12 protein-coding genes are annotated in these 17073 nt (G+C 69.8%); 1 reads left to right on the top strand and 11 read right to left on the bottom strand.

Annotated features, from left to right (window positions below):
- Nucleotides 1-65 precede the first annotated feature (65 nt).
- From D456_RS0116385 to hisC, 9 genes are all read right to left on the bottom strand, one after another.
- A complete protein-coding gene (locus D456_RS0116385; protein ID WP_017577267.1) occupies nucleotides 66-818 on the bottom strand; it encodes an ABC transporter permease in 753 nt (250 codons plus the stop codon).
- A complete protein-coding gene (locus tag D456_RS0116380; protein ID WP_017577266.1) occupies nucleotides 815-1735 on the bottom strand; it encodes an ABC transporter ATP-binding protein in 921 nt (306 codons plus the stop codon). The genes D456_RS0116385 and D456_RS0116380 overlap by 4 nt, the downstream gene beginning before the upstream one ends.
- On the bottom strand, nucleotides 1732-2976 hold the full coding sequence (locus tag D456_RS0116375; protein WP_017577265.1) for a M50 family metallopeptidase: 1245 nt from the start codon (nucleotides 2974-2976) through the stop codon (nucleotides 1732-1734). The genes D456_RS0116380 and D456_RS0116375 overlap by 4 nt, the downstream gene beginning before the upstream one ends.
- A complete protein-coding gene (locus tag D456_RS0116370) occupies nucleotides 2973-4052 on the bottom strand; it encodes a thiopeptide-type bacteriocin biosynthesis protein (protein ID WP_017577264.1) in 1080 nt (359 codons plus the stop codon). Before D456_RS0116370 ends, D456_RS0116375 begins: the two co-directional genes overlap by 4 nt.
- A complete protein-coding gene (locus D456_RS0116365; RefSeq protein WP_017577263.1) occupies nucleotides 4049-6826 on the bottom strand; it encodes a lantibiotic dehydratase in 2778 nt (925 codons plus the stop codon). Before D456_RS0116365 ends, D456_RS0116370 begins: the two co-directional genes overlap by 4 nt.
- A gap of 22 nt (nucleotides 6827-6848) precedes the next feature.
- Nucleotides 6849-8417, bottom strand: a complete 1569-nt coding sequence (locus D456_RS0116360; protein ID WP_017577262.1) for a nitroreductase family protein — start codon at nucleotides 8415-8417, stop codon at nucleotides 6849-6851.
- 44 nt (nucleotides 8418-8461) lie between these two features.
- A complete protein-coding gene (locus D456_RS0116355) occupies nucleotides 8462-10453 on the bottom strand; it encodes a TOMM precursor leader peptide-binding protein (protein WP_152442593.1) in 1992 nt (663 codons plus the stop codon).
- Entirely contained in the window at nucleotides 10450-12636 is a 2187-nt protein-coding gene (locus tag D456_RS0116350) for a TOMM precursor leader peptide-binding protein (RefSeq protein ID WP_017577260.1), read from the bottom strand. Before D456_RS0116350 ends, D456_RS0116355 begins: the two co-directional genes overlap by 4 nt.
- A 404-nt stretch (nucleotides 12637-13040) precedes the next feature.
- Nucleotides 13041-14120, bottom strand: coding sequence for a histidinol-phosphate transaminase (gene hisC, locus D456_RS0116345; RefSeq protein ID WP_017577259.1), 1080 nt, complete (start codon nucleotides 14118-14120; stop codon nucleotides 13041-13043).
- Nucleotides 14121-14224: 104 nt separating this feature from the next.
- Here hisC and D456_RS0116340 point away from each other — a divergent pair, with 104 nt between their 5' ends.
- The gene (locus D456_RS0116340; RefSeq protein ID WP_017577258.1) at nucleotides 14225-14980 is read left to right on the top strand and encodes a hypothetical protein; all 756 of its coding nucleotides are present in this window, start codon (nucleotides 14225-14227) and stop codon (nucleotides 14978-14980) included.
- A gap of 126 nt (nucleotides 14981-15106) precedes the next feature.
- On the opposite strand, the gene D456_RS0116335 is transcribed toward D456_RS0116340, so the two are convergent.
- Both D456_RS0116335 and D456_RS0116330 read right to left on the bottom strand, forming a co-directional pair.
- On the bottom strand, nucleotides 15107-16105 hold the full coding sequence (locus D456_RS0116335) for a MauE/DoxX family redox-associated membrane protein (RefSeq protein WP_026115940.1): 999 nt from the start codon (nucleotides 16103-16105) through the stop codon (nucleotides 15107-15109).
- Complete coding sequence (locus tag D456_RS0116330; RefSeq protein WP_017577256.1) at nucleotides 16102-17073, bottom strand: hypothetical protein; 972 nt, start codon at nucleotides 17071-17073, stop codon at nucleotides 16102-16104. Before D456_RS0116330 ends, D456_RS0116335 begins: the two co-directional genes overlap by 4 nt.

The raw sequence follows: 17073 nt of genomic DNA, 5'->3' as shown, positions 1-17073 counted from the left end.
CCATGGTTCCGTCCGCTGCTTGCAGACTCATGGCAGCGCTCTTGCCCGTACCGGCGCTCCCCGCCTCACTGCTCCCCGCGTGTGATGAAGTAACCCGCCAGACCGGTGGTGACCAGGGTGAACAGGAGAAGCACACCGCAGGGCACCAACAGCGCCTCCGGCCCTTCTCCGCGGACCAGGAGCGCCAGCATTCCGTCGTTCATGTGCCGCAGAGGGCTGGCCAGGGAGACCGTGTCCATCCAGGAGGGCGCGAAGTCCAAGGGGAAGAAGGTGCCCGAGAGGAAGCCCAGCGGAAGCACGATCAGGTTGGCAGCGGCCGAGGCCGACTGCTCCGTCCTGAAGAGGGACCCGATGAGGATCCCGAGCGAGAAGAACGAGAGCACCCCGATGAGGAAGAGCGGGATCGCCATCCACCAGGTGCTCTCCAGGCGCAATCCGAAGAACGGGAGGAAAGCCACCCCGAGGAACAGTGCCGCTTGCAGCACCGCTACCACCACGGTCACGGCAAAACGCGAGGTCAGGATGGTGAACGGGTTCACCGGGGTCAGTCGGAGCCTGCGCAGCAAGCCGTTCTGGCGCCAGGTGACCAGGGTGAGCGCGGACGCGGTCACCGCCGACATCGCGATACCGAACGAGAGGATCCCCGGCGCGATGTACTGGATGGGCTCGAGGGTGTTCTCCGACCCTTCCATGGCCCCGAAGAGGATCGCGAAGAGGACCAGGAAGAACAGCGGCAGCAGGAACGAGAAGAACAGGGCGGCCCGGTCGCGGACGAAACCCTTGCCGACCGCAACGGACATCTGCTGAAAGGCGATCACGACCGGTACTCCCTTCCGGTGAGTTCGAGAAAGACGTCCTCCAACGAGGCGTCACGGGTCCGGAGCCGGCCCGCCGCACCGCGATCGGTGAGGGCACGCATGACGGCATTGCTGTCGGATGCGGTGATGCGGATCCGGTCCCCCTCCGTTCGCACGTCGTCCACGCCCGGGAGGGAGAGGAGCTCGTCGACGCCGAGGACACCTTCGGGGAGCTCCATGCTCATGGCGGTGCCCAGGCCACCGACCAGAGCACCGGGCGTGTCCATCGCGACCACACGGCCGTGGTCGAGGATGGCGATCCGGTCGCACAGACGCTCCGCCTCCTCGATGTAGTGCGTGGTGTAGACGATCGTCTTGCCTCGCTCCTTGATCCCGCGCAGCACGTCCCACAGATTGCGGCGCGCTTGCGGGTCCAGGGAGGCGGTCGGCTCGTCCAGGAAGAGGAGCTCGGGGTCGTGGACCAGTGCACAGGCGATCGACAACCGTTGGCGTTGGCCGCCGGAGAGCTTGTCCTCCCGGACATGGGAGTGCTCGGTGAGCCCCACCAGTTCCAGGGTGTCGTCGACACGGTCCGTGGACGCACCGTAGAGGGCCGCGAAAGTGACCAGCTGTTCGTGTGCCGTGAGGCGCTCGAAGAAGGCCGAAGCCTGGAGTTGGACCCCGATCCTCGGCAGTAGCGCGGTGTTGCGGGGCTGGGGCGAGGAGCCGAGGAGGCTCACCGAACCGCTGTCGGCCTTGCGCAGCCCCTCCATCATCTCCATCGTCGTGGTCTTGCCCGCGCCGTTGGGGCCGAGGAGACCGAAGAACTCACCCTCACGAACGGTGAGCGATACCCCGTCGACCACGGTCTTTCCTCCGTAGGCCTTGGTCAGGGCCTCCACAACCACGGCGTTCACACCGTCGTCTTCTCTGTTCATGTTCCTTCCTTGCCTGTCGACCGGTGTCGTGTGTCGCTGGCGGCGCGTCGGCGGACCGCTCTGGTCCGGTAGACGGCGATGATCGCGACGGCCGTCGCAGCGAGGAGCCCTGCAGCAGTCCACGGGCCGATGAGGTGGTCCAGAAAGGTGAACCACCAGGCCGCGAGAACAGCTGTGAGGGCCGTGTGGAAGAGCACCGACGAGGTCGCATAGGTCACGTAAGCGAACCCGATCGGCCGTGGGGGACTGGGGGGTTGCTCAGCTCCGCCGAACCGTGCACGCAGTCGTCCGAGCACATGGCTGCGGGCGTCCCGCGCGAGGTTCTCCGTGCCGAGGGCGTGGTTGAGCATGGAGTAGCCGTCCAGCTTGAGGAACGGCACGAAGTTGATCAGGGCCGCGAAGGTGCCGAACAGCAGGAGCACCGACGCGAACGTGTACAGGCCGCTCCCCTCCGGGGCCAGGAGCCAGAGCAGCAGAGCCACCGGCAGCACGAGGAGACTGACGAAGACCCCGGCGAAGGCGATACGCACCCGGTCCCGGGACGGCAGGACCTGGACCTCTTCGACCGCGCAGTACGGTGCGATCAGGGGGAACCGCCAGGCGATGCCGAAGTCGCGCACCCGTGCACCGAACCGCACGGCGGCCAGGCCGTGGCCGAGTTCGTGCAGGGCCACCACGCCCCAGAGGACGACGAGCGCGAGGGCCCCGGTCCAGGGGTCGGACCAGACCTGGGTCGCGGTCCCGAAGAGCGGGCCCAGGTTCAGGGCCACCGTGGCGCAGGCCACCATCGCTGCGGCCATCGCGATGAGTACGAACGCCGGGGAGAAGGCCCATGCCACCCGTGCGGCGGTGTGTTCCAGCCACGGTCCCGGACGCAGGAGCTCGATCCGTGCGTTGAGGAGCGTGGGACCGCTGCCGGCGTCCGGTTCAGCGGCTTTCGGAGGGGGACTCCCCTCCAGGAGGGAACGACCGGCCAACGTCGACATGACCCCGCCCCAGGCCCGCTCGTCGAGACGCCGGCCGAACTCGGCCCCGTACTCGGCGGTGATGTCGGCGAGACTGTGGTGCCCGTCGAGGCGGGAGATGATGAAGTGTTCCCGGGCCCCGACCGTCATCATCCGTTCCGACACCGGATCCTTGATCACGTGGATCGGTCGGCTGCCCCTGATCAGGGCAGGCCCGACGACGATGTCCTCACGGATCCGGGGGCGGGCGTCGGCCGGGTCGTTCCCCGCGATCATGAGGCCCGTTCCGAGAGCGGGAAGGAGGGCCGGCCCACCACACGGGCGAGCAGGTACGACAGGTAGGCCTCGTCGACGATGGTCGCTCCCAGCCTGTTGTTGGTCATGTGCATGTAGGGGGACAGCAGGATCCGGAGTGCGGTGTCCGGGTCCGTGACCGGTTCGAACTCCCCGGCGCCGTCGGAGTGGCGCATCCGCTCCGGGTCCCAGGCGGGAAAGAGCAGGTCGCCCTTGGCGCTCAGGTCGACCACACGGGCACGCAGTTCGGCACAGTGCTCGGCCCAGTCGTGGGCGAAGGAGCTCAGCCGGGTCCCGTCGGTGCCGTGCACACCCGCTTCGATGTCGTGGAAACGCTGGGAGAGGCGTGCGGACATCTGGTCGAAGTTCTCTTCGTACTTCTCGACCGTGGCCAGGTCGGTGAGCTTGAAGGCGTGCTGCCAGAAATCGTGGTACCGGGTCCAGAAGGTACCCAGATCGCCGCGGTCCGGCATGAAGGTCGTTCCCATGACCATCATGAGCTGGGAAGCAATACCGAGCAGAACGGTACGCAGGTGGGTGTTGGTGCGGGCGAGGATGTTGAGCACCAGGTCACTGGAGTGTTCGAAATGCCATTCGGCGAGTTCGATCCCTTTCGGTCCCCCGTACTTGGCGTACTCGGGTTCGTAGGGCAGGAACGCGAAGGTGTTGTTCTCCCGCAGGGGCATCGGCCCGTCGCTGCCGTAGCGCTCGACCCGTTCCTCCTCCGAGTACTCCAGGCGGAACATGTCCTCGTACATCTCGAGCAGGAACTCGGAGTCGTAGTCGTAGAGCGCAGGCCGCCTCTTGAGGTAGGCCGTCACGGCCTCCACCACACGTTCCCGGACCTCCCCGGCCAGCTCCGGGGTCCTGGGCTTGACACGGAACCTGACATGCTGGCCTTCCAGCCAGTAGTTGATGAAGAAGAAGCGCTCCAGCAGGTTCCGTTCCCGCAGGTCGTGAACCAAGGGGCGCAGGCACTCGGTCAGTACGGGGCGTGAATCGGCGGCGTAGAAGATGTGCATCGCCATCCACTCGCCGCTACCGTCGGCTCGGGTCATCGTCGGTACCTCCCGTTCTCGTCGTCGGCCCCGGTCACGGGGGTCCTGGTGATCTCCACCGTCTGTTCGGCCACGTGGGCGCCCTCGTCCCCCTGCAGCCACAGGTCGTCGGGGCCGGGGAGCATCTCCGTCATCACCACGCGCCGTTTCGCCTTGGCGACCATGTGGTCCAGCAGCTGCAGGGAGAAGAAACTGTCGAAGTCCACGTACTGCGGTTTGGACGGGTGCGTGGGCCCCTCGTCGGCCTCGCCCCCTTCCGGCGCCCCGCCCGTGTCCACGGCCGCGAACACCCTGCGCGGGAGCCGATGCTCGGAGCGCCACCGCTGCCAGGAGAGGAACCACTCGGCGTCGCTCTGATCCGGCTGCCGGCGGGGCAGGCGGTCGGGCGCGGTCTTCCAGGTGTGGCGGGTCAGGACCAGGTCGCCGTAGCGCACACGGGGGTGGCCGCCGATCGGGGCGTCGCCGAGCGGCCTGTCGGTGCCCTGCCACAGGTCCAGGGGCGCCATCGACGTGGGGGAGAACAGGAGCAGGGCCCGTTGCACCTCCGGCAGCGCGAGCGGCAGCAGGAATCCCAGGTAGACGGGGATCACCACCCGGTCGATCCGCGGGCAGTACAGGTGCAGCCCTTGTTCGGCCCGATACCTGATCTGGAGCTCTTCGACCCGGACGCACTCCTCGGGCGGACGGGAACTGGACTCGCCGGGGCACACGATCTCGTACTCGGTGACCGGAGGGTGCAGGTTGAGGTTGGTGGTGTCGTAACCGCCGGTGAGTTCGGCGAAGACCGTTCCCTCCGGGCAGACCCGTTGCAGTGTGTGCCGCAGCTCGTCGGCGAGGGCCGGGTCACGTGTCTGCTCGAAGCAGTGGAGGAACCGTGAGTAGAGCAGGGTCAGGCCGCTGTAGGAACGGTTGACCACCCCGGTGAGCCGCCCGTCCTGCTCGGAGGCCTGGAGGAAGAAACTGCGGGAGTCGAGTTGGTGGACGGGGGCGGGGAGCCGCTCCGCCACCCCGTCCATGAAGTCGTCGTCGAGGACGAGTTCGGTGTCGGGATCGGGCAGGTCGGCGTAGGCCCGGCGCATTCGGCCGATGAGCTCCTTGCGGGCGTCGTTGAGGGCGTCGACCTCCGGCATGCGCAACCAGTTGTCCAGAGGAACGTACTCACCGTCCTCGTCGAAGTCCTGCCTGCGGGAGCTGGACTGGAGGTACTGGTCGTAGATGTCGCGGTGGAACTCGTGGACGAACGTGAGGATGTCGTCGCACACCCCGTCCTCGCCGTAGCGGGCCCGGAAGAAGCCCAGGAGGACGAGCCTGTGCGGCAGCAGCATGTCGAACAACGGCAGGATGTCCGACAAGCGTTGCAGGTCGGCCAGGAGGCTCCCGTCCCAGATCTCCTTGTCGGCGCGCAGGTCGAGTCCGGGCAGGGAGACGTCCTCGTAGAGGAGTCCCTGAGGCATCGCCGCCGGGTCGGTCCCCAACGATTCCGAGACCCGCGCGAACGAGTCCCGCACGCCGTCCCGCAGTTCTCGGCGCCCATCGGTGTCCGCTCCCGCGTAGGCCTCCACCAGGCCGGCGCTGTGGTCCAGTTCGGTGACGACCGCGTCGGCCCACGGGCGTCGGAGGTCGGCCAGACCGTCACGGAAGGTACGGAGCGGGTCCCCGCTGTGGATGTCCACGTCCAAGCTCGGCAACCGGACCAGGCTCAGCCGGATCAGTGCCTCCACGTAGGCACGCACCTGTTCGGGCTCTCTCCCGGCGGAGCCGTAGAGGCGCTCCAGGAGCTCTCCGAGGCGGATGCCCGGTTCTTTGTCCAGTACTTCCATGACCTCGTCGAGCAGCCCGCTGTGGGAGAGGAAGAAGAGTTCCTCGCGCAGCGAGTCGAAGGCACCCGGTTCGCTGTTCTCCCCGCCGAGTTTGGTCCGACGGACGTAGCGCACTCTCTCGTGGTCGAGACTGTGCCCCGAGGACAGGATCACCGGGAGGTCGGTCAGCCGCTCCCAGTCCTCGGTCACGGCGTCGGCGACCCGACCGAGCGCGGCCACGTTGATCCTGACGTGACTGTGGCCGTCCACTCCCCGGGGATCGGAGCTGAAAGCGTCACCGACGCCCTGGGCGAAAGAGCCCACCGCGACCGTGGTCAGGGTGCTGAAGGGGCTCGTCTTGCACGCGGTGCGCAGGACGTACTCCACCAACGAGCGTTCGATCTTCCGGGCCCGTTTGGACAGGCGGCCGTGCCCGGCGTCGAGGTAGGTCGGCAGGTGGCGTTCCAAGGAGGGCGAGGCCAGCAGAAGGCCGTCCCGGAGCCTGGGGTCCCGTGCGAGCGTCCGGAGGTGGTCGCGTTGGCGTTCGGTCTCCCCCGCGAGCAGGTCCTGGCCCTCCGCCTTCTTCTCGGAGAGCTCTTCCCGCAGGGAGATCCACTCGGAGACCGTGGCGGAGATCCCGTCCGGCAGCGCGGCCAGGGCTTCGGCGGTGCGGGTCCGCCCCTTGGGTGCTCTGAGATTGAACACGTCCCGGCGGAGCGAGAGCAGTTTCTGGCGTGTGGCGTGTTCGTGCTCGGTCACCAGGGGGCCGATCAGGTCGCTGATCTCCTGTGCCTGTGTGCTCAGCCGGTCCTCGAGCTCCAGGACCGAGGCGGCCCAGTCGGCCATGGCCTCGGATGCGAGCGGTTCGACTGCCGACCACGGCAGGCCGCCCGCCCTGAGCATGAACACGTCCGTACTGGTCCACCGGCCCTCGGCCCGGGACCAGCTCCGCTCCTGTGCGGGGTTCTCGGTCATCGTGGCTCCACCGTCGTTTACATCAGTCATTTCGGTACACGAACTCCGGTTGACCTGTACGTTCATGGCCGATCATGAGAATCAGCAGCGGCCACTCATGTCGGTCCTCGATGCGCAGTTCGTCCCGGTAAGAGACGTTGTCGAAGCCCAGGGCCGCACCGCACCCGAGGCCGAGCGCGGCGCACGCCAGGTACACGCTCTGGGCCACGGCTCCGACCTCGGCGTTGGCCAACCTGTAGCCGCGCGGTCCTACAGCCGAGGTCACCGCGGTGGGACGCGCCACGACCGTGAGCACGGCGGCGCACTGCTCCAGGTTGTAGTTGTTGAGGAAGTAGTTGCTCTGCAGGAAATCGGCCACGGGGCCCTCGCGCACCCGGCGCAGGGCCGACGTACCGGGCACGTGGTCGTAGGCTCCGGGGGCCAGATCGGCGACGTGGTTGACGAACACCGCCGTCCGGCTCGTCCCCGAACCGTTCACGAGGCCGGTCGCGCGGTCCGCAGCGGCCAGGACCGTGGAGAGCTCCTGCGGCTCCATCCGTGTCGAAGAACTGAACCGGCCGAAACTGCTGCGCCTCTCGCGCAGGGCCGTGATCAGGGAGGTGTCGAGCGGCCGGGGCACGGGGAGCCGGTGTTCGTCCGCGCCGGAGGAAGGGACAGGCCCCCGGACACCCTCGAACCGGCGCGGCTCGGGTTCGACCGCCGGGGCATCCAGGGTCTGCTCGTGTGCCTCGGTCACCTGGGAGAAGCGCACCGTCGCACGCGACCGTTCCGACTCCGGGAGCCGCACCGAGGGGGACCCGGCCGGGGGCGAGGGGGCCGCAGGTCCGCCGTCCTGCCACGGCAGGGGGATCACGGCCATGACGCTCTCGTCCGTCGGGTCCAACCCCAGCAACCGGTCCAACGCCGGCTCGTCGAACCACAAGTGCGGCCGCAGGTCGAGGCCTGCCGCCCGTGCGTTCGCCCGCCAGGTCCCCAGGAGCGTGCCGAGGTCCATGGTGACTGCGTGGTAGGAGAAGCTGTTGTACTTGAAGGAGTTCTTCCAGAACTTGACGGAGACCAACAGGTACTGGCCGCTGTACGGGGCCCCCTCCGGCAGTGCCCGGTGCACGTGTGCGCTGACGTCTCCGGTCAGGAGACGCTGCATGGAGTGGTGGGGCGAGCTGTAGTTGTAGACGCCCGGGGTCAGAGGCCCGCCTGCTCCGGCGACCCAGTAGATCTCCAAGGGGTAGAGCCCTCCCCCGGACGCGGTCCCGCGCGACCAGGTCGCCGAGGGGTACCACGGCATACCGCGCAGATCCGGGTTGCCGTGCACGGCCAGGCGCCGCCCCGTGAGCCCGTAGGAGTCCCGCAGCAGCGAGGACAGGCTCTCGACCGACCACCGGCCGACGGCGTCCACGTCCCGGACGGGGTCCAGGCCCTCTTCCAGGGTCCCGGGGAGCGGTGCGGCGGAGGGAAGGGGATGGTGCTCGGCACCCGGGTAGTACTTGTGTCGGCGCGGCTGGTCCGCCCAGTCGGGCTCGAAACCGTGCGGCTCCATCGGTTCCCTCGCCCGGCGCACGATGGCCTCGACATAGGTGTCCACGGCTGACATGGCTGGCTCCTTCGGCTGTTGGCAGGCACCGGCGGCGCGGCGGCTCACGGGAACGGGTGGGGGACGGCGGCCGAGAGGGCCTCGCGGACACGTTGCGGTTCCCACCCGTGGTCCCGGGCGACCCGGCCGATCCTCGGCATGAGGAGTGCCCGCTGCCGGTCCCAGCCGAAGTCGATGGGGAGGAGACCGGGGGTCAGCACACACACCGTGTGCACCCCGCTGCGTCGCTGCTCGGGCGAGGTCTGGTCGACCACGAGGGTGTCGAACCCGGCCCGTGCGAGCTCGTCCCGGCAGTACCGCAGATCGTCGGTGAGGTCTCCGGTGTGCGGTCGCTTGCGGTACCACTCCTCGTAGACCTGTTCCGCGGGGACGGTCTCGCGGTCAGCGCCCCGGGGACCGAGGAAGTGGTCCGCGTGGGTGCGCATCTCCGGCAGGCCGTACAGGCGCGGGTGGTCCGCCAGCTCCCTGATCCGCGTGAAATCGGCCGCCATGGACAGCAACCGTTGGCGGCTGTGGGCGGCGTACCCCGCGGCGTGCGGCACTTCGTAGGCCGTCTCGCGGAGCGCAGCTTCGGCAGCCGCTTCCGGGTCCGGGGCCGCACTCGCGCCGAAACACAGAGTTCCGGGGCCGCCGTCGACACGCTCGGCGACCGCCACCACCACGGGGACGTCGAAGGCCGGACGGGCGTCGAAGAACCGTGCACGGTAGCCGTACAGGGCCAACCGCCGGATCAGCCATCGCAACGGGCGGGAACGCCAGCTGTCGGCGTCGATCTCCGTGGTCGGCAACTGTCCGTACCAGGCCAGTAGGAAGGCGTCGCGTTCGATCCGTTCCAGCAGCCCGTGCAGGGCGGCCTCCTCCGGGCTGCCACCGGTGGCGCACCCGTTGGAGCACTCCTGGACGATCTTCTTGTCGTCACCGTTCCCGTGGTAGTAGACCGAGACCTCGGGTACCAGGACGGGACGCTGCCGGCCCAGGGAGTACGCCCGGACCCAGGTCAGCGGTGTGTCCTCGGAGAACCGCTGGAACCCCGGGTTGTGTTCGTAGAACCGGTCGTCGTAGGTCCCCAGCTCCCTGGGGTCGAGCGCCTCGTCCGCCAGTTCCCGGTAACTGCCCCTGACGGCCGGACGGCGGTTCCTGGGCAGCAGTCCCGACTGGCGTTCCATCCCTTCGAGGAGTCCCAGCCGCAGGCTGGCGGCGTAGGTGTCGGCGTGGCCGCCCCAGAACGAGGGATGCAGGTACCCGGATCCGCGTACGGAGACGTAGCCGACCGTCGGAGCCGTCGTCGTGTTGCCCAGACGCATGATGCCCCGCGCAGCCAGGGCCCCGCACACGGGGTTGGCAAGGGCCTCCTCGGAGATCGTGTACTCCGACACCGCGTGTGTCCGGCTGCTGCCGGGCGCCGTCTCGGGCCGTGCGGCCATCGCGAGCTCCGCGCTCTGTGCGTCCTCGTCGGGCATCCCCCCGCAGAGCGGGCAGTGCGCATCGGCGAGCAAGGGGTGCCGCCGCACACTCAGATCCGTCAGGTCCACCCGGCGGACGTACCTGTTGCCCTGGACGTCGGCCGCCCCGCGCAGGGCGTCGGAGGTCGACGAGGCGATCACCGCCCTGACCGTGTCGATCCCGAACCCGGTGATGAAGGGCGATTCACGGGGCGCCCCCATGCGGCTCCCGTGCTCCAGCGCGTCGCGGTCCTCGTCCGGTCTCAACTGCTGCCACCGGCGCGCGAGACACACGGCGCACCCCGGGGCCCGGGTGCTCCCGTGCCCGACGACCGGGCCCACGAGCACGGACGTGTCGTACAGGAGGACGGGCAGGCAGGTCTGCCCGGCGTCCATCTCCGCCCACCAACGCTCGTCCGGATCCCACAACAGGTCACGCTCACCCAGGAGCCCGACCGTGATCCGTGTCCCCGGCCCGAAGGACACGGCCTCGGGACGGAGCGCCTCTTCCAGGAACTTCCGTGACCGCTCCAGCGGGTCGTCCACCCGCTCCGGCGGGGTGTGCGCCCCGCCCCGCTGTACTGCCCGGCTCATTCGGATGCTTCGTTTCGCACGGTGTCGGCGGCCCTCGTGAGCAACACCCTGGCCGTGTGGACACCACAACCGACCAGGTCGGGCGTACCGGTGGGGACGACGACGGCTTCACGTCCTTCACGTGCCAGCTCTGCGCAGACCTGCTCGGCGCCGACGGGGGCGGTGTCGGTCAACCACCCTTCCGGCGCCTGTCCTCCCACGGGCAGAGCTCGTGGATCCAGGGTCGCCGACCAGGAAGGGCCGGTCGCGGTGCCGTCGACCCCGGCCTCGGCGTACTGGATCCGGGCGATCAGGTCCCGTAGGGCGGCGGTCACCGCCTCCATCGGTGTGCTGCCGTACCCGATCTCCCAATCCGTCGAGCCGGTGTCCCGGACCAGGACAGCGGCCGCAGGCCCGGGCAGACGCAACATCTCCGTCTCCAGGTCCATGGTCCCGGCCACGCTCATCAGGAAACCCAGTTCGCTGTTCTCGGGATGTGCACCCGGCGACACCCGCTGGGCGGGGTGTCCGGCGAGCACGGCACGCAGGCCGTCGAAGGCGGCGGCGCTGAGGAGGGCGTCGTGGACCGCGTGTCCCGGTTCGCTCCCGGCCCCCTCGCCGGCGCGGGTGCGTTCGAAGGCACCAGCTGTGTTGAGACCGGAGAGCGGGTGGACCGCTGCGGCGGGGACCTCGTAGACGGTGCGGTCGAGCAGACCGACCCCGTGGGCCCGTTCCCCTCCGCCGAGGACCTCGGGGGCACCCGTGGCGGTGCTGATCCGGTCGGCGCCCAGCGGTACCGGCTCCTCGGTGCCGGGGACCGGGAGCAGTACCGCGTTCTCACTCACGTGGTGCAGGGCGGCGGCCCGCAGGGTCCGCAAGCGCGCCCGCAGCGTGGTGTGGATGTCCGCACGGGCGATCTCGTGCCCCCTGTTCCCGTGTCCGGCGAGCGCGACCCTGCCGACCTTCAACGGGGACTGGGACAGTTCGAGGTCGAGGTGCTCGGTGATCAGGCCTGCCCGGGGGCCGACCATGTTCTCGGCCGCCTCGTACCCCGTCTCCACCGAGGTGTCGTCGGAGGGGCCGGGGACCACGTCGGCCAGGGCGGGCACGGACGTGCCGCGGGACCCAGCGCTCTCGGGGCAGCGCGGGCACCGGGGATGCGGCAGTACCTGCTCAGACGAGGTGTCGAGGGTGCGGATGTCCTGGAACAGTGCCGCGCCCACGGTCTCCGTGTCCAGGACACCCGTCGACCAGCGGAACACCTCGAAGGCCAGGGCGTTGCCGAGCATCGCTGCCTGCGGGCCCGGCAGTGCGCCGCTCTGCCCGGGGCTCTCGCCGACCGTGAGGCCGCGCCACACACGTGCGGCCTCGTCCGCGGGGGCCGCATCGGTGTATCTGAGGAGGGCACAGTTCCAGCAGCTGCCGGTCTCCGGCGTATGGAGCGGTCCGAGCATCGCGCGGTCGCCCATGACCACGGTGGGCAGGAGAGGGGGCGCGTCCTCGTCCGTGCACAGGTGCCAGACCCGGGACGGAGCGTGGGGGTCGGCGAGCAGGACCACGTCGTAACCGCCCAGGTCCTTGGCGCGCAGGTCGTCGAGGACGAGGTCGGTCGCACGCACCCGGGCCGTGCACCCCTGCTCTTCCAGGTTCCGGGCCTCCTCGGACACACGCTCCGGGGCCTGGGTCGGGCCCGCTGTGTGTACGGCGGCCGCTCCGTTCCGGATCAGGGCCAGAGCGGCCCACTCGGCGACGTCCCCTTCGCCCGCCACGAGTACGTGCAGGCCACGGAAGCGCGCGAAGCGTTCCACGGCACCATCGGCGTAATGCTCGACGTAGTCGATCTGGCGCCGGAAGTGTTTCCGGACGTGCTCGTCGAGAGCGTCGTCGTTCGCAGGGCTCCGGTCACGCGCGAAACCGCGGTCGAGCAGGGTACGCATCAGCCCGAGCAACATGGGGTGCTGACCGGCGGGGACGGCCGCGGCCAGTTCCTCGACGGTGGCCTCGCCGTCGAGGAACGGCGACAGGGCCGAGAAGAAGCGGTAGGCGCTGCGTCCCTTGACGACGAAGCTGGCCTCGGCGTGCCTGAGGAGCACCCCGGACCCGGTGTCGGCGAAGAGGACGTCGTGGCGCAGACGCGGCCGGGCCGACCACACTGCATCGTGGTGCTCGCCCTCGGCCTCCGCGCCCCTGGGATCTGCCTGCATGGAAGTGGTCCCCTGCTCACAAGGATCGGTCTCGACGGGTACGCCGCACCGGTCCCGATGGACGTGGAGGGTGCACCTGGCGTGCCTTCCATCGGTGCGGAACGCAGAACCCAGCATCGGGACGCTCCCTTGCACATCGCTTGCTTCGGGATTGCAGGGGTTCCGAGCGTCGAACCGGCAGTCGTGGTGGGCGGCTTGCCCCGCCGGGTGGAGCGGCTTGCCGTCCCATGGCGGACTCCTGGACGGCCTGGAGCTCCGGTCCGCAAAGCGGCCGACACAGCAAGAGGGGCACCGGAGCCGGTCCTTCGGACCTTGCTCCGGTGCCCCTGCGAGAAAGGGATCAGGGCCCCGCGCGTGATGAGGGTGCTGGGGAGCTGGTCGCCCCCCGCACTCCTGCACGCTCCCTAACGGCGCCGGGGGTACTCCGTGGCCACCGACAGGAACACGTCGTTCTCCTCCGGGGTGCCGATGCTGACACGGGCGCCCTCTCCATCGAAGGGACGCACGGAGACCCCGACCTCGGCACAGGCCTCGGCGAGGTCGAGAGTGTCCTCGCCCGCACGCAGCCACACGAAGTTGGCCTCGGTCGGGGGCACGGTCCAGCCGGCCTCCAGGAGGGCGTCGCGTACGCGCGCGCGTTCCTCCACGGTGGCCTGCACACGCTCCAGGAGTTCCTTCTCCGCGGCGAGGGATGCGACCCCGGCTGCCTGGGCCAGGTGGTTGACCGCGAACGGTACGAGGGTCTTCCTGACGGCCGAGGTGACCTGCGGGTGGCCGACGAGGAAGCCCAGACGGACCGCGGCAAGGCCGTAGGCCTTGGAGAAGGTGCGAAGGACGGCGACGTTGGGACGGTCACGGTACAGGTCGAGGCCGTCGGGTACGGCGGGGTCCCGTACGTACTCGCAGTAGGCCTCGTCCAGCACGACCAGGACGTGGTCGGGCACACGGTCGAGGAAAGCAGTGAGTTCGTCCTCGCGCACGGTGGTGCCCGTGGGGTTGTTGGGGTTGCAGACCAGGACCATGCGGGTCCGGTCGGTGATGGCGTCGGCCATGGCGTCGAGATCGTGGACCTCCTCGCGCAGGGGCACGCGCACCGAGGTCATGCCCGAGAGCTCCGCGAGCAGCGGATAGGCCTCGAAGGAGCGCCACGCGTAGACGAGTTCCGAGCCGGGTTCGCCGACGGCCGCCAGGAGCTGCTGGAGCACCCCGACCGATCCGGCGCCGAGGGCGAGGTGCTCCTCGGGCACATCCAGGCGTGCGGCCAGGGCCGCAGTGAGCTCGGCCGCCCCGGGGTCGGGGTAGCGGTTGATCTCGGCGGAGGCCTGCGCAATGGCCTCACGCACCGACGGGAGCGGCCCGTGAGGGCTCTCGTTGGAGGACAGTTTGATGGAGCGCCCCTCGGGCCCGACGACCTTCTTTCCGGGCTTGTAGGCCGGGATGCTCTCCAGTACGGACCGCAGATATTGCGGTTTCGACTCCGACACCTTCGTCCTTCCTCAATACTTTGTGCTAACCCCGAATCACACTGAGCTATCGGGGTCGGTCACCGCTCCCAGCGGCAATATTGCACAAACGAGGAGATAACACCATGCGTTCATGCCATCGTCCACCACGCTCCCACCGGGTCGACGCTGGTCACAAGGGCAACCTGGCAATCCTTCCCCCGTTCTCCCCCCCCGGGCTCCGCACGACGGCGGCCGCGGCCCTGGCCCTGGGACTGACCGCGTGCGGTGGCGGAGGCGCCGAGGCACAGGGTGACGCCGACCAACTGCACGAGGCACAGCTCCTGCAGTTCCAGGACGTCACCCAGCTGTCGGAGGGCGGTGAGTCCGGAGCGTACTCGGAGCTGACCACCGTCCAGTACAGCGCCGAGATCCGCGACGGCACCGAACTGGACAAACCCGAGTGTGTCGACGCCACCAACCGGTGGGGCGACCTCGACACGGTCCAGGACGCCCCCACCTCCGTGGCCACCTACGAGTGGGAGAAGGGCGTGGTCACCAGTCTGCTGGTGCAGTTGCCGTCCGAGGAGGCCTCCGAGGCGCTCGACGAGACCCCTCCCGCGGACTGCAGCGAATACACCGCCACTTACGAGGACGGCACCAGCTCCGAATACAGCGTCGGTGATCTGGACCTTCAGGAGGTGGGGGACGAGTCACGCGCACACAGCATCGACGTGGAGACCGACGGCGAGCTCAGCAGCATGATCAGCGTCCTCTACCGCAACGACGGCGTGCTCGGCACGACCTCCGTCATCGGCGACGGCGACCCCGCCGAGTACGAGGAGATGCTGGTCGGGTTCACCGAGGCCGCGATCGACCGGCAGAACCAGACCCTGGGGTAGGAGGCAATCGGCACGTCCGCCCGCGTCCGGGGGAAGACCACCGCGACGGGAAGTGCCCACCGGACACACCCCTGCGCGTCCGGCGGGCACCGATGGCTGCTGCGTCTGCCGCACGCCCAGCCCCGCTCAGACGGGACGTCCCGCCTCCGGGTCCTTTCGGGGCTTGCCGGAACGGTTCTCCAGGGCCTCGTTCAGCGTGCGCTCGGCCTCGGCCTCGTCCCGGAACCCGGCCTTCTGGCGTGCGGCCCGTCGCGGTGCCTGGAGTTTGCGGGGCGGCTCGGGAAGAGGCCGGGTCGACACGGCCCCGTAGGAAGCCAGCACGTCCTGACTCTCCCGGTCGACGACGGTGGCCCGCACCGCGGTGTTGCGTTTGCCGCCGGAACGGACCGCGAAGACGACGTCGACCCTGCGTCCGTGCCGCAGCCCGTCGTGGCGCAGGAATCGCCAGCAGCCGTGCCGCCACTGGTCCTCGTGCTCCTCGGACAGCAGGGTGGGCCGGTTGGTGCGCCACACCTCGCTGCGACGCAACCGGCGCCGGGACCGGCGGAGCGGGTGCCGGCGCAGCTCGCACGGTTCCCGCCGCAGGAGCCGTGCGGCCAGGACGCGCAGCTCGGGGCTGAGTGAGGCCAGGACGAGCAGCTCCACCCCGAGCACCGCTGCGTGGGCCCAGGTGAACGAGGCCAGCACCTCCCACCCGGCGGGAGCCAGGCCGAGTGCGGCCAGAGCAGCGGCGGACAGCAGGCCCGCGCGGGTGAGGGAGCGCCATCCGACGGGCTCCCTGCTGAGTCCGCCGAAACACCCGCACCCGGCCTCGGGGGCGCGGCGCCGCACGAGCAGGAGCACGGCCGCCGATCCGGCGAAGAGGAACGCGGTCAGGGCACGGGAGCCCTCCCCCAGGAGGCCGTCGGCCACGAGGAGGCCGACCGCCAGGACCGCTTCCGACAGGCCGACGGCGACGGCGGACGCGACCCTGAGCCGCTCGGGCACCAGAACGGCAAGGCCGCCCCCGGCACCGCGCGGCGTGAGTTTGGCAGCGGCCGCAAGGGCCAGCAGTACCGCCAGGAGCGGCAACTGCACCTCCCTGGCGGCCTCGACGACCTGCATCAGCTCCGTGGGCATACTCATTCCTCCCCGGTCGCTACGGTCACGGTGGCGTTGAAGCACCCTTCCTCCGGCTGCCCGCCGAGGGCGACGAAGGAAGCCAGGGTGAGGGATGCGACGCGACCGGCCCCCTGGCCGCCGCACGCGGGGCACAGATCGCACAGCCAGCTGTCGGCCGCGGCGCAGCCGAGGACTTCCAGTACGCCGGACTCCCGCGTGCAGTCGTTGCGCAGGCTCAGCCGTGCGCCCACCGACAACTGGGGCAGCGGCACACACGGGGTACGGGCGTCACAGCCGGATGTGTGGCTCTCCCGGTCCAGGACCGGGTAGGCCGCGCCTGCGGCCGTGGCCCGCGGGTCGAGGTGCGTGGACCGGCCCCACGAGGGGTCGTACCAGGTCGCGATGCCGTTGAGTGTGCTCCTGTGTGTACGCACCGGCGGCCGGGGCGGCGCGGCCCGCAGCGGATGGGGCGGCTGGGTGGTCGCGGGCCGGGCGGCCCAGACCTCGTCGTCGCGCCACACACCGACGGCGTCGAACACGTAACCCGGGACCAGCCGCGGGTGCCGCACGGAGATCCGCCCGGAGGTGCGGTAGGGCAGGACCACGGTCCGGCGTTTCCTCCCGTGGCCGGGGTCGACGACGATCGACTCGCCCTGCCGGTCGACGATCACACCCGTGGCGCGGGCGAGCTGGGCCCACACCCGTTCGGCGACCAGGCGTCCGTCACGGGAACAGCGGACGACGGCGTCGTCGCCCACACGCAGGTCCTCTGCCCCGGACTCGCCGCCCCGCCAGAACGTGGTGACCCGTTCGAACAGGAACCGTTCCTCGCCCCGTTCGGTGGCCAGGCACAGCATGTAGGAGGTCACGCCGACCACTACACCGCGCGCCACACGGATCCCGATCGGTGTGGGCACGGGCGCCGTGTCGGGTCCGAGTACCGCGGCCGTGAACCGCGCCCGGTCCCGTCCGCTCTCGGTGATCACTGACAT

The sequence above is a fragment of the Nocardiopsis kunsanensis DSM 44524 genome (genome assembly GCF_000340965.1).
GTDB classification, from domain to species: Bacteria; Actinomycetota; Actinomycetes; order Streptosporangiales; family Streptosporangiaceae; genus Nocardiopsis; species Nocardiopsis kunsanensis.
Note: the sequence above shows the minus strand (reverse complement) of the source record. Positions and strands in the feature narration are given on the sequence as shown.

Excerpts from the sequence above, each read along its gene's own strand:
- D456_RS0116380 (WP_017577266.1), bottom strand. The coding sequence starts at position 1,735 with ATGAACAGAGAAGACGACGGTGTGAACGCCGTGGTTGTGGAGGCCCTG.
- D456_RS0116375 (WP_017577265.1), bottom strand. The coding sequence starts at position 2,976 with ATGATCGCGGGGAACGACCCGGCCGACGCCCGCCCCCGGATCCGTGAG.
- D456_RS0116370 (WP_017577264.1), bottom strand. The coding sequence starts at position 4,052 with ATGACCCGAGCCGACGGTAGCGGCGAGTGGATGGCGATGCACATCTTC.
- D456_RS0116365 (WP_017577263.1), bottom strand. The coding sequence starts at position 6,826 with ATGACCGAGAACCCCGCACAGGAGCGGAGCTGGTCCCGGGCCGAGGGC.
- D456_RS0116360 (WP_017577262.1), bottom strand. The coding sequence starts at position 8,417 with ATGTCAGCCGTGGACACCTATGTCGAGGCCATCGTGCGCCGGGCGAGG.
- D456_RS0116355 (WP_152442593.1), bottom strand. The coding sequence starts at position 10,453 with ATGAGCCGGGCAGTACAGCGGGGCGGGGCGCACACCCCGCCGGAGCGG.
- D456_RS0116350 (WP_017577260.1), bottom strand. The coding sequence starts at position 12,636 with ATGCAGGCAGATCCCAGGGGCGCGGAGGCCGAGGGCGAGCACCACGAT.
- D456_RS0116340 (WP_017577258.1), top strand. The coding sequence starts at position 14,225 with ATGCGTTCATGCCATCGTCCACCACGCTCCCACCGGGTCGACGCTGGT.
- D456_RS0116335 (WP_026115940.1), bottom strand. The coding sequence starts at position 16,105 with ATGAGTATGCCCACGGAGCTGATGCAGGTCGTCGAGGCCGCCAGGGAG.
- D456_RS0116330 (WP_017577256.1), bottom strand. The coding sequence starts at position 17,073 with ATGTCAGTGATCACCGAGAGCGGACGGGACCGGGCGCGGTTCACGGCC.